At 71.6% G+C, this 12578-nt stretch carries 10 protein-coding genes; 8 read left to right on the top strand and 2 right to left on the bottom strand.

The genetic code is table 11. The features are described from left to right. The first annotated feature begins 40 nt into the window (after positions 1 to 40). Positions 41 to 1429, top strand: coding sequence for an FAD-dependent oxidoreductase (locus D6270_RS27200; protein WP_109163059.1), 1389 nt, complete (start codon positions 41 to 43; stop codon positions 1427 to 1429). A 45-nt stretch (positions 1430 to 1474) separates the two neighbouring features. On the opposite strand, the gene hemE is transcribed toward D6270_RS27200, so the two are convergent. Beyond that, positions 1475 to 2560 (bottom strand): uroporphyrinogen decarboxylase, encoded by a 1086-nt coding sequence (gene hemE / locus D6270_RS27195; protein ID WP_109163060.1) that lies wholly within the window; start codon positions 2558 to 2560, stop codon positions 1475 to 1477. A 92-nt stretch (positions 2561 to 2652) separates the two neighbouring features. On the opposite strand from hemE, the gene D6270_RS27190 reads away from it, so the two are divergent. From D6270_RS27190 to D6270_RS27160, 7 genes are all read left to right on the top strand, one after another. Next, complete coding sequence (locus D6270_RS27190; RefSeq protein ID WP_109163061.1) at positions 2653 to 3312, top strand: DUF3000 domain-containing protein; 660 nt, start codon at positions 2653 to 2655, stop codon at positions 3310 to 3312. A 212-nt stretch (positions 3313 to 3524) separates the two neighbouring features. After that, a complete protein-coding gene (locus D6270_RS27185; RefSeq protein ID WP_003965521.1) occupies positions 3525 to 4187 on the top strand; it encodes a response regulator transcription factor in 663 nt (220 codons plus the stop codon). 116 nt (positions 4188 to 4303) lie between these two features. Further along, positions 4304 to 5578 carry an HRDC domain-containing protein gene (locus tag D6270_RS27180; RefSeq protein ID WP_109163062.1) on the top strand — a complete coding sequence of 425 codons (1275 nt, stop codon included), beginning with the start codon at positions 4304 to 4306 and terminating at the stop codon, positions 5576 to 5578. A gap of 277 nt (positions 5579 to 5855) precedes the next feature. After that, positions 5856 to 7082: a thiolase family protein gene (locus D6270_RS27175; protein ID WP_109163063.1), complete on the top strand. Its 1227-nt coding sequence runs from the start codon at positions 5856 to 5858 to the stop codon at positions 7080 to 7082. Beyond that, positions 7079 to 9208, top strand: coding sequence for a 3-hydroxyacyl-CoA dehydrogenase NAD-binding domain-containing protein (locus D6270_RS27170; RefSeq protein ID WP_109163064.1), 2130 nt, complete (start codon positions 7079 to 7081; stop codon positions 9206 to 9208). Before D6270_RS27175 ends, D6270_RS27170 begins: the two co-directional genes overlap by 4 nt. Before the next feature lie 288 nt (positions 9209 to 9496). Further along, positions 9497 to 10576, top strand: a complete 1080-nt coding sequence (locus tag D6270_RS27165; RefSeq protein WP_109163065.1) for an LCP family protein — start codon at positions 9497 to 9499, stop codon at positions 10574 to 10576. 39 nt (positions 10577 to 10615) lie between these two features. Next, positions 10616 to 11017: a PIN domain-containing protein gene (locus D6270_RS27160; RefSeq protein WP_109163066.1), complete on the top strand. Its 402-nt coding sequence runs from the start codon at positions 10616 to 10618 to the stop codon at positions 11015 to 11017. Here the strand turns inward: D6270_RS27160 and D6270_RS27155 are convergent. Next, entirely contained in the window at positions 11014 to 12480 is a 1467-nt protein-coding gene (locus D6270_RS27155; protein WP_109163067.1) for an amino acid permease, read from the bottom strand. The genes D6270_RS27160 and D6270_RS27155 overlap by 4 nt on opposite strands. Positions 12481 to 12578: the final 98 nt, after the last annotated feature.

Below are 12578 nucleotides of genomic sequence, written 5' to 3'. Positions count from 1 at the left end.
CCGTAGCGTGGGCTCCCTGATACGGCGAAGGGGACCCGGAATGGCAGCGGAGCGACTCGTGGTCATCGGCGGCGACGCGGCGGGCATGTCCGCCGCGTCGCAGGCCCGCAGGCTCAGGAAGCCGGACGAGCTGGAGATCATCGCCTTCGAGCGCGGCGAGTTCACCTCGTACTCCGCGTGCGGCATCCCGTACTGGGTGAGCGGGGACGTGGCGGGGCCCGACGACCTCATCGCCCGTACGCCCGAGGAGCACCGCGAGCGGGACATCGATCTGCGCATGCGCACCGAGGTCACGGAGATCGACGTGGCGGGGCAGCGGGTGCGGGCGGTGGACCGGGAGAGCGGGGAGGCGTACTGGACGGGGTTCGACAAGCTGGTGATCGCCACCGGCGCCCGTCCGGTCCGCCCGGCGCTGCCCGGCATCGACGCGCCGGGCGTGCACGGGGTGCAGACCCTGGGCGACGGGCAGGCGCTGCTGGACTCGCTGGACGCCGTGGGCTCCGGGGGGCGCCGGCGGGCGGTCGTGGTGGGCGCCGGGTACATCGGCGTCGAGATGGCCGAGGCCATGCTGAAGCGCGGCTTCGAGGTGACGGTCCTCAACCGGGGCGAGCAGCCGATGGCGACCCTCGACCCGGACATGGGCGCGCTGGTCCACGAGGCGATGGACGGGCTCGGCATCACCACGGTCAACGGCGCCTCCGTCACGGAGATCCTCACCGGTCCGGACGGCCGGGCGAGCGAGGTGGTGACCGAGGGGCGGAGCTACCCGGCGGACGTGGTGGTCCTCGGGATCGGCGTGGAGCCGGAGGCGGAGCTGGCCCGGGAGGCGGGTCTCACGGTCGGGTCGCACGGCGGCCTGCTCACCGACCTGGCGATGCGGGCGGTGGGCCACGAGAACATCTGGGCGGGCGGCGACTGCGTGGAGGTCATGGACCTGGTGGCGGGCCGCACCCGCCACATCGCCCTGGGCACGCACGCCAACAAGCACGGCCAGGTCATCGGCTCGAACGCCGGCGGCGGCTACGGGACGTTCCCGGGTGTGGTCGGTACGGCGGTGAGCAAGGTCTGCGACCTGGAGATCGCCCGGACCGGGCTGCGGGAGAAGGACGCCCGGGCGGTCGGGCTGCGCTATGTCACGGCGACCGTGGAGTCGACGCAGCGGGCGGGGTACTACCCGGGGGCGAAGCCCATGACGGTGAAGATGATCGCGGAGCTGCGTACGGGGCGGCTGCTCGGGGTGCAGATCGTGGGCCGGGAGGGGTCGGCCAAGCGCGTGGACGTGGCGGCGGTGGCGCTGACCGCCGGGATGACGGTGGAGCAGATGACGGCGCTGGACCTGGGCTATGCGCCGCCGTTCTCACCGGTGTGGGACCCGGTGCTGGTGGCGGCCCGCAAGACGGTGGCCGCGGTGCGGGGCGCGGGGAGCTGACGGGTGGTCCCCGGGGGGCTCGGAAGCCCCCGGGGACCGGTGTCCTCAGCGCGCGGTCTGCTCCTGCACGTACCGGACGAGCCGGGTCAGCGCGTCGGGGTCCATCGACGGCATCACGCCGTGGCCCAGGTTGAAGATGTGGCCCTCCAGACCGGCGGCCTGGTCCAGCACCTCGCGGGTCTTCTCCTCGACCGCCGGGGTGGGGGCGAACAGCACGGCCGGGTCCAGGTTGCCCTGGAGCGCCTTGCCGGGACCGACGCGGCGGGCGGCCTCGTCCAGCGGGACCCGCCAGTCGACGCCGACGACGTCCGCCCCGGCCTCGCCCATCAGCCCGAGCAGCTCGCCGGTGCCGACGCCGAAGTGGATGCGGGGCACGCCGTACGGGGCGACGGCGTCGAAGACCTTGGCGGAGGCGGGGAGCACGGCGCGGCGGTAGTCGGCGGGGGCGAGTGCGCCGACCCAGGAGTCGAAGAGCTGCACGGCAGAGGCGCCGGCCTCGATCTGGACCTTGAGGAAGGCGCCGGTGATCTCGGCGAGCCGGTCCACGAGGTCGGCCCAGAGCTGCGGGTCGCCGTACATCATGGCCTTGGTGCGCTCGTGGTTGCGCGAGGGGCCGCCCTCCACGAGGTAGCTGGCGAGCGTGAACGGGGCTCCGGCGAAGCCGATGAGCGGGGTGGCGCCCAGCTCGGCGGTGAGCATCCCGATGGCCTCGGTGACGTACGGGACGTCCTCGGGGGTCAGGTCACGCAGCCGGGCCAGGTCGGCGCGGGTGCGGATCGGCTCGGCGATGACCGGGCCGACGCCGGGCTTGATGTCGAGGTCGATGCCGATGGCCTTCAGGGGGACGACGATGTCGCTGAAGTAGATCGCGGCGTCGACCTTGTGGCGGCGCACGGGCTGGAGGGTGATCTCGGTGACCAGCTCCGGGATCATGCAGGAGTCCAGCATCGCGATGCCCTCGCGGACCTTCAGGTACTCGGGCAGCGAGCGCCCCGCCTGCCGCATGAACCAGACCGGCGTGTGCGGCACGGGTTCGCGCCGGCAGGCCTTGAGGAACGCCGAGTCGCGGGTGGCGTCGTTGCTGGCGGCGGTCGTCGTCTGCTGGCCCGAGGGGCTGGTGTTGGCACTCACGCACCAAATCTTCGCACGCATGGCGAAGGAGCCCGGCGCCGCACGGGTGTCTCTCCCTGCACGAGGCCCGCGTTCCGCCTACTCTTCCCGGCATGGCTCCGGCTCAGGGACAATTTTCCGATCATTCCGATGGCGCTGACGGCAAGGACAGTGCGGAGGGTCCTCCCGTCCCGCCCGCGTTCCGGTCGGCGGTCGACGCGCTGCGCTCGGCCCGGCTCCGCCCGGAGCTGGAGGTGGAGGCCACGCGGCCCCCGCAGCGCCTGGCGCCCCACGCGTTCGCCCTGGAGGCGGCCGTGGTCGACGGCGAGGACGATCTCGCGGACGGCCGGCTCGTCCTGCTGCACGATCCGGCGGGGCACGACGCCTGGCAGGGCGCCTTCCGGCTGGTGACGCTGGTGCGCGCGGAGCTGGAGCCGGAGATGGCCGCCGACCCGCTGCTGCCGGAGGTGTGCTGGTCCTGGCTGACCGGGGCGCTGGACGCGCGCGGATTGTCGTACGGGGAAGCCGGCGGGACGGTGACACGCGCCGGATCGCACTACTTCGGAGCGCTGGGCGCGCGCCGTCCGGCGACGCAGATCGAGATCCGGGCCTCGTGGACGCCGCGCGAGGGCCGGGGCGGGGTGCCGGACGCGGCGTCGCACCTGATGGCCTGGGGTGATCTGCTCTGCCAGATCGCGGGGCTGCCGCCGTCGGACCCGACGGACGCGGCGGTGGTGACGCTGCCGCAGCGGCGCGGGCCACAGGTTTCGTAACACCCCGTCACCCATTTCGCACACATGCCGACTCTCTTTTCGTACAATCGATCGCGCGTCCTATTTGCCCGAATTGTTACTCACCAAATCGTGATCTTCCTCTAAAGGAGGACGGGTCTGCTGCCGAAGAGGTCAATGACCCTTCAAGCACGGTTCGCCCCGGCTTCATCCCCCGAGCCGGCCCCCGTCCCGCCACTCCCCCAGGAGGCCTGGTGTCCGTTCTCCTTGAGCAGCCCGCAAGCCTGGTCGCCTACCGCCCGAACAAGCCGACGGCCATGGTCGTCGTGGCCGACCCCCGCGTCCGTTCCACCGTCACCCGCCATCTGTGGGCCCTCGGAGTACGTGACGTCATCGAGGCGTCGTCCATCGCGGAGGCACGTCCCCGCGTCGGCAACCCGCGCGACATCTGCATTGCCGACGTCCACCTGCCCGACGGTTCCGGGCTGACCCTGCTGTCCGAGACCCGAGCCGCAGGCTGGCCCAACGGTCTCGCCCTCTCCGCCGCCGACGACATCGGCGCCGTTCGCAACGCCCTCGCGGGCGGTGTGAAGGGTTACGTCGTCACCGGCACCCGAACCAACATCGGCCACCCCACCCGCCCCGGCGTCGCCCCCATCGGCGCCAATGCCGCCCGTATGCACCGCCGGCCCCCCGGATCCCCGAGCCACCCAGGCGGCTACCGCGAACTGTCCGGCCGTGAGGTGGAGGTGCTCCGCCTGGTCGCCGAAGGCCAGTCCAACAAGGCCATCGGCGTCTCGATGGGCCTCTCCGCCCTGACCGTCAAGTCCCACCTCGCCCGCATCGCCCGCAAGCTCGGCACCGGAGACCGCGCGGGCATGGTCGCCGTCGCCCTGCGGACGGGCATCATCCACTGACCCCCACCCCCGCCGGGACGTGCACCGATGCGTCTCCGGCTGGAATACGCGCATGGCCACCCGTCGACGGAACGTTCCGTCGACGGGTGGCGCGTATACACAGATACCCTTGACGCGTGACCGACGCCCAAGAGACCGCAGCAGACAGTTCACTGCGAACCACCGGGGGCGCTCCCCCGGACGACGTCGCCCCGGCGCCGATCCCCTTGCTCGAACCGCGCGAGGGCATTCCCCCGGTGGTGGCCTCCGACGACGCCCTCGCCCGGGTGGTCGCGGCCTTCGCCGCGGGGACCGGACCGGTGGCCGTCGACGCCGAGCGCGCCTCCGGCTACCGCTACGGCCAGCGCGCCTACCTGGTGCAGCTGCGCCGCGACGGCGCGGGCAGCGCCCTGGTCGACCCGGTCGGCTGCCCCGACCTCTCCGGCCTCTCCACCGCCCTGACCGGCTCCGAGTGGATTCTGCACGCCGCCACCCAGGACCTGCCCTGCCTGCGGGACATAGGTATGGCTCCCACCTCGCTCTTCGACACCGAGCTGGCCGGCCGGCTGGCGGGCTTCCCGCGCGTCGGCCTCGGGGCCATGGTGGAGAACGTCCTCGGTTACGCCCTGGAGAAGGGCCACTCCGCCGTCGACTGGTCCACCCGCCCGCTGCCCGAGCCCTGGCTGCGGTACGCCGCGCTGGACGTGGAGCTCCTGATCGACCTGCGCGACGCGCTGGAGGACGAGCTGGAGCGGCAGGGGAAGCTGGAGTGGGCGCGGGAGGAGTTCGACGCCATCGCCTCGGCGCCGCCCGCCCCGCCCCGCAAGGACCCCTGGCGCCGCACCTCGGGCATGCACAAGGTCCGCCGCCGCCGTCAGATGGCGGTCGTGCGCGAGCTGTGGAACGCCCGGGACCAGGTGGCCCAGCGCCGCGACATCTCCCCCGGCAAGGTGCTCGGCGACGCCGCGATCGTGGAGGCCGCCCTCGCGCTGCCCGCCAACGTCCAGGCGCTCACCGCACTGCCGGGATTCGGCCACCGCATGGGCCGCCGTCAGCTGGAGCAGTGGCAGGCGGCCGTGGAGCGGGCGAAGGCGCTTCCGGAGTCGGAGCTGCCGCAGCCCGGCCAGCAGCCGGCCGGACCGCCGCCCCCGCGCTCCTGGGCCGACAAGGACCCGGCGGCCGCCGCCCGGCTCTCGGCGGCCCGCACGGCCGTCTCCGAGCTGGCCGAGCGGCTCCACATGCCCCAGGAGAACCTGATCACCCCGGACACCGTGCGCCGGGTCTGCTGGGAGCCGCCGAAGGTCGTGACGCCGAGCGCCGTGGAGGACACGCTCGCCGGGTACGGGGCCCGGCACTGGCAGATCGAGCAGGTCGGCCCGCTCCTGGTCCAGGCGCTCGCCGCCACCGCCTGACCCGCTCGCGCGGACGCCGCCCCCGGTCACCGGCCGGGGGTTCTCCGTTGTCCGAGCCCTGTTCAGGCGCCGAACCGATGGTCGAAATCACGCCAGGTTCTCCGGCCCCTCCCCCGTCTCACCGGCGCTCGGGCGGGTACCCGGGCGGTGTGACCTTCGACGCTCCGGCCATGAGGGGTGGGCAGTCTGGTTACCCGCAAGTAGCATGAAGGCAGGCGGTGCGCCCCACGGGCGTGCCCCGCAGCAGTGCCATCCCGCACCCTGGAGGAGAGCCATCGTGCCTCGTACCATCCGGGACGTCGTCTTCGTCGACGGCGTCCGCACCCCGTTCGGCAAAGCGGGCCCGAAGGGCATCTACCACGAGACCCGCGCCGACGATCTCGTCGTGAAGGCCATCCGGGAGCTGCTGCGCCGCAACCCGGACCTGGACCCGAAGAAGATCGACGAGGTCGCCATCGCCGCGACCACCCAGATCGGCGACCAGGGCCTGACCCTCGGCCGTACCGCCGGAATCCTGGCCGGTCTGCCGCAGTCCGTCCCCGGCTACTCGATCGACCGCATGTGCGCGGGCGCCCTGACCGCCGTCACCTCGACGGCCGGTTCCATCGCCTTCGGCGCGTACGACGTCGTCGTGGCCGGTGGCGTGGAGCACATGGGCCGCCACCCGATGGGCGAGGGCGTCGACCCGAACCCGCGGTTCGTGTCGGAGAAGCTGGTCGACGAGTCCGCCCTCTTCATGGGCATGACCGCGGAGAACCTGCACGACCGCTACCCCACGATCACCAAGCAGCGCGCCGACGCGTACGCGGTCCGTTCGCAGGAGAAGGCCGCCAAGGCGTACGCCAACGGCAAGATCCAGCAGGACCTCGTACCGGTCTCCGTGCGCCGCACCAACGCCGAGGCCGGTGAGACGGGCTGGGGTCTGGTCACCGCCGACGAGCCGATGCGTCCGGGCACCACGCTGGAGTCCCTGGCGGGCCTGAAGACCCCCTTCCGCGCCCACGGCCGCGTGACGGCCGGTAACGCCGCGGGGCTCAACGACGGCGCCACCGCCTCCCTGCTCGCCGCCGAGGACGTCGCCCGCGAGCTGGGCCTCCCGGTCAAGATGCGCCTCGTGTCGTACGCCTTCGCGGGCGTCGAGCCGGAGGTCATGGGCTACGGCCCGATCCCGGCGACCGAGAAGGCGCTGGCCCAGGCCGGCCTCTCGATCTCCGACATCGGTCTCTTCGAGATCAACGAGGCGTTCGCCGTGCAGGTGCTCGCCTTCCTGGAGCACTACGGCATCGCCGACGACGACGCCCGCGTCAACCAGTACGGCGGCGCCATCGCGTACGGCCACCCGCTCGCCTCCTCCGGTGTCCGGCTCATGACGCAGCTGGCCCGGCAGTTCGAGGAGCAGCCCGAGGTCCGCTACGGCCTGACGACGATGTGCGTCGGCTTCGGCATGGGCGCCACCGTCGTCTGGGAGAACCCGCACTTCAACGCTGACGGAGGCAACAAGTGAGCTCCACCACTGAGCTTCTGAAGGGCGCGGCCGAGCTGTTCCCGGGCGAGGTCGTCACGCAGGCGCACGTACGCCACCTGGATCTGCCGTCCGGCGCCGGGCGGTTCGCGCTCATCACGCTGGACAACGGCCTGGACCACACCAAGCCGACCACCTTCGGACCGCAGTCGCTGGCGAACCTGGACGCCGCGATCGACCAGGTCGAGAAGGAGGCCGCCGACGGCACCATCACCGGCGTCGGCATCACCGGCAAACCGTTCATCTTCGCCGTCGGCGCCGACCTCAAGGGTGTGGAGCTGCTCGGCCGCCACGAGGACGCGCTGGCCATCGGCAAGGGCGGCCACGACGTCTTCCGCCGCCTCTCCGGCCTCGCGGTCCCGACGTTCGCGTACTACAACGGCGCGGCGATGGGCGGCGGTGTCGAGGTCGGTCTGCACTGCGCCTACCGCACCGTCTCCACCGCCATCCCGGCGTTCTCGCTGCCCGAGGTCTTCCTCGGCCTGGTCCCCGGCTGGGGCGGCTGCGCGCTGCTCCCGAACCTGATCGGCGCGGACCGCGCGGTCTCGGTGATCATCGAGAACTCGCTCAACCAGAACCGTCAGCTCAAGGGCGTGCAGGTCTACGAGCTCGGGATCGCCGACGCGATCTTCGAGGGCGCGGACTTCCTGGAGCAGTCGCTGATCTGGACCGCGGCCGTCCTCAAGGGCGAACTGGCCGTGGAGCGCCCCGAGATCGACCGCGGCGAGGGCTGGGACGCGGCCGTCGCCCGCGGCCGGGCCATCGCGGACTCCAAGGTGCACGGCGCGGCCCCGGCCGCGTACCGGGCGCTGGACATCATCGCGGCGGCCAAGGACGGCGACCTGTCCGCCGGCTTCGACGCCGAGGACCAGGCGCTCGCGGACCTGATCATGGGCGGCGAGCTGCGCAGCGGCATCTACGCCTTCAACCTGGTCCAGAAGCGCGCCAAGCGCCCGGCCGGCGCCCCGGACAAGAACCTGGCCCGCCCGGTCACCAAGGTCGGCGTCGTCGGCGCCGGTCTGATGGCCAGCCAGCTGGCGCTGCTCTTCCTGCGCCGCCTGGAGGTCCCGGTCGTCCTCACCGACATCGACCAGGAGCGCGTCGACAAGGGTGTGGGCTACGTCCACGCCGAGATCGAGAAGCTCCTCGGCAAGGGCCGCATCAACCAGGACAAGGCCAACCGCCTCAAGGGCCTGGTCTCCGGTGTCCTCGACAAGGCCGAGGGCTTCGCGGACGCGGACTTCATCATCGAGGCCGTCTTCGAGGAGATCGGCGTCAAGCAGCAGGTGTTCGCGGAGGTCGAGGCGGTCGCCCCGGCGCACGCGATCCTCGCCACCAACACCTCCTCGCTCTCGGTGACCGAGATGGCGTCGAAGCTGAAGAACCCCGAGCGGGTCGTCGGCTTCCACTTCTTCAACCCGGTCGCGATCCTTCCGCTCCTGGAGATCGTGCGCGGCGAGCAGACGGACGACGCCTCGCTGGCGACCGCGTTCGGTGTGGCCCGCAAGCTGAAGAAGACCGCGGTCCTGGTGAAGGACGCCCCGGCGTTCGTCGTCAACCGCATCCTCACCCGCTTCATGGGCGAGATCCAGAACGTCATCGACGAGGGCACCCCGGTCGAGGTCGCGGAGAAGGCCGTGGAGCCGCTCGGCCTGCCGATGTCCCCGCTGGTCCTCCTGGAGCTGGTCGGCCCGGCCATCGGCCTGCACGTCTCCGAGACCCTGAACCGCGCCTTCCCGGAGCGCTTCACGGTCTCCGAGAACCTGGCGGCGGTCGTGAAGGCCGGCAAGCGCGGCTTCTACGTCTACGACTCCGGTGCGCCGGTCCTCGACCCCGAGGTCGCCGCCCTCCTCAAGCAGGGCGACACCGTCCTCACCGAGGAGCAGGTCCGCGACCGCGTCCTGGACGCGGTGGCGCAGGAGATCGGCCTGATGCTGGACGAGGGCGTCGTCGCCGAGGCCCAGGACGTCGACCTGTGCCTGATCACCGGCGCGGGCTGGCCCTTCCACCTGGGCGGCATCACGCCGTACCTGGACCGCGAGGGCGTCTCCCAGCGGGTGAACGGGAAGCCGTTCCTGGCGCGGGGTGTGGCGAGCGTTCCGGCGTAACCACCGATGTGGGAACGGCCCGGCGCACCGAGCGGTGCGCCGGGCCGTTCTGCGTTCCGCGTTCCGCGGGGCGGGGAGCCCGGAAGTCCGGAGGGGGGGCGGTCACCACCGTCCGTCGAACGGCGGGTGGTCGCACTTGTCCGGGCAGGCTTCGGCCCATCCACCCCAGGGGCCATCTGTTCTATAGTGCTCGGTCAGTCGAACATTCACGGACCGGCCACACCCCCCACCCGAGTCCCCCGCACTCCCCCGGTCCGCCGGGCGAAGAGATTTGAGGACTCGAGCACGATGACCCACGACGAGACGACATCCGAGTCCCGCGCCTCCCGCCGCGCCCCCAAGCCCCGCAAACGCCGCCGCGGCCTCAAGATCACGCTCGGCGTGATCCTCGTCCTGCTGCTCGCGGGCGGTGGCACCGTCTACTGGCTCTACAGCCGGCTCGACGGGAACATCAAGGGCGTCGACATCGACAAGGCGCTCGGTGAGGACCGCCCGGAGAAGCTGCCCACCAGCGGCCAGAACCTGCTGGTCCTGGGGTCGGACTCGCGGGCCGGGGCGGAGAACAAGGCGCTGGGCGGGGGCGGGAGTGTCGGTGGGGCCCGCTCCGACACCGCGCTGGTGGTCCACATAGCCGAGGGCCGTTCCAAGGCCGTCGCCGTCTCCATACCGCGCGACACCCTGGTGACCCGGCCCGAGTGCGCCAAGGACGGCGGGGCGACCGTGCCCTCCAAGGAGCGTGTGATGTTCAACTCCGTCTACGCGCAGGTCGGTCCGGCCTGTGTGGTGAAGACGGTGGAGAAGATGTCCGGCGTCCGCATCGACCACTACCTGGAGATCAACTTCGCCGGGTTCAAGGACCTGGTCGACGCCATCGGCGGCGTCACCGTGGACGTACCGCAGGACATCGACGACAAGGCGTCGGGGCTCAACCTCACCGCGGGTCCGCAGAAGCTGGACGGGACCGAGTCCCTCGCGTACGTACGGACCCGGCACGGCATCGGTGACGGCAGCGACCTCGGTCGTATCGGGCTCCAGCAGCAGTTCCTGATCGCCCTGCTGAGCGAGGTCAAGTCGCAGGACCTGCTGGGCAGTCCGGCCAGTTCGTACAGGATCGCCGACTCGGCCACCAAGTCGCTCACCACCGACTCGGGGCTCGCCTCGCTCACCTCGCTGGCGGAGTTCGGCCGTTCCGTGAACGGTCTCGACCCGGCCACGATGGAGACGATCATGCTCCCGGTGGCGTACGACAAGGTCGACCCGAACCGGGTGGTCGCCGCCGAGCCGCAGGCCGGTCAGCTGTGGAAGGCGCTCCGCGAGGGCACCGCGATCCCCGAGGAAGCGAAGAAGTCACCCGCCACCGGCGGCTGACGGTACGCCGGGCCGCGCGCCCCGTGACACCCTGCCGGGATGGATGACGGCGCGGTGGTACTGGTGATCGTGGACGGGGCCAATGTGGTCGGGTCCGTGCCCGACGGGTGGTGGCGGGACCGGCGCGGGGCGGCCGAGCGGCTGCGGGACGCGCTGGTCCCGTACGCCGCGCACGGGGTGCCGGGGGCGCCCGGCCCCGTCGAGATCCTGCTCGTCGTGGAAGGGGCCGCCCGGGGTGTCGCGTCCGTGCCGGGCGTCGAGGTCGCCTCGGCCCCCGGCAGCGGTGACGATCTGATCGCCGGACTGGCGGCGGCCGCCGCCCCGGAGCGCGGCTGCGTCGTCGTCACCGCCGACCGGGGGCTGAGGCAGCGCGTCGAGGCGCACGGGGCCCGGTGCGTCGGGCCCCGTACCGTACGGCCCGGTCCGGAAGGACAGCCCTAGCCGGCCTTCTTGCCGAGCAGGCTGTGGCGACGGCCGTACACGAAGTAGATGATCACGCCGAGCACCATCCAGGCACCGAACCGGACCCAGGTCTCCACCGGCAGGTTGAGCATCAGCCAGACCGAGGCGGCGACCGAGACGATCGGCAGTACCGGCACCCACGGGGTGCGGAAGGCGCGGGGCAGGTCCGGGCGGGTGCGGCGCAGGACCAGCACGCCGAGCGCGACGACGACGAACGCGAAGAGCGTGCCGATGTTCACCAGCGTGGCCAGCTCGTCGATGCTCGTGAACCCGGCGATGATCGCGATCAGCACACCGAGCAGGATCGTCGGGCGGTACGGGGTGCGGAAGCGCGGGTGCGTCTTGGAGAAGAAGCGCGGCAGCAGTCCGTCCCGGCTCATCGCGAAGAAGACACGGGTCTGGCCGAGCAGCAGGATCATGCAGACCGTGGTGAGGCCGACCGCCGCGCCGAAGCTGATCAGCCCGGCGTAGAACGGGTGCCCGGTGGCCTTGAAGGCGTCGGCGAGCGGGGCGCTGACGGAGAGTTCGCTGTAGTGCTGCATGCCGGTGACGACGATCGAGACCGCCACGTAGAGCACCGTGCAGATGACGAGCGAGCCGAGGATGCCGCGCGGCATGTCGCGCTGGGGCAGCTTGGTCTCCTCGGCGGCGGTGGCCACCACGTCGAAGCCGATGAAGGCGAAGAAGACGATGGAGGAGGCGGTGAAGATGCCCATGACGCCGAAGTTGGTGGGCTCGTAGCCGAAGATCAGCTGGACCAGCGGGGCGTCCCAGCCGGAGCCGGCGGACTGCTTCTCGGACGGGGGGATGAAGGGCTTGTAGTTCTCGGCCTTGATGAAGAACAGTCCGGCGATGATCACCATGAGGACCACGCCGACCTTGACCGCCACCACGACCGAGGTGACCCGGGCCGAGAGCTTCATGCCGATGACCAGGATGACGGTCAGGATCAGCACGAGGGCGAAGGCGAGGATGTCGAAGCCGAACCCCTCCGCCACGTCCGTTCCCGAGAGGACTTCGGGCATCGTCCAGTTGACGTTGTCCATCAGCGAGCGGACGTAGCCGGACCAGCCGACCGCGACCACCGCCGTGCCCAGCGCGAACTCCAGCACCAGGTCCCAGCCGATGATCCAGGCCACCAGCTCGCCGAGCGAGGCGTAGGAGAACGTGTACGCGGAGCCGGCCACCGGGACGGTGGAGGCGAATTCGGCATAGCAGAGCGCGGCCAGGGCGCAGACGACGCCCGCGACCACGAAGGCGAGGGCGGTCGCCGGGCCGGCCGTCTCCTTCGCGACCTTGCCGGTGAGGACGAAGATACCGGTACCGATGATGACGCCCACGCCGAAGACCGTGAGGTCCAGGGCGGAGAGGGACTTCTTGAGCGCGTGCTCCGGCTCCTCGGTGTCACGGATCGACTCTTCGACGGTCTTGGTGCGGAACATGCCGTTTCCGCGGGGTGGTGTGACCTGCGCGCTCACCTGCGTACCTCCACGCACTCGTTGTGAACGCCATGATGGGGACCGGCAAGCACGCGATCGCG

Source organism: Streptomyces griseus subsp. griseus (genome assembly GCF_003610995.1).
Classification (GTDB): domain Bacteria; phylum Actinomycetota; class Actinomycetes; order Streptomycetales; family Streptomycetaceae; genus Streptomyces.
This window is presented reverse-complemented; position numbering and strand designations above follow the sequence as displayed.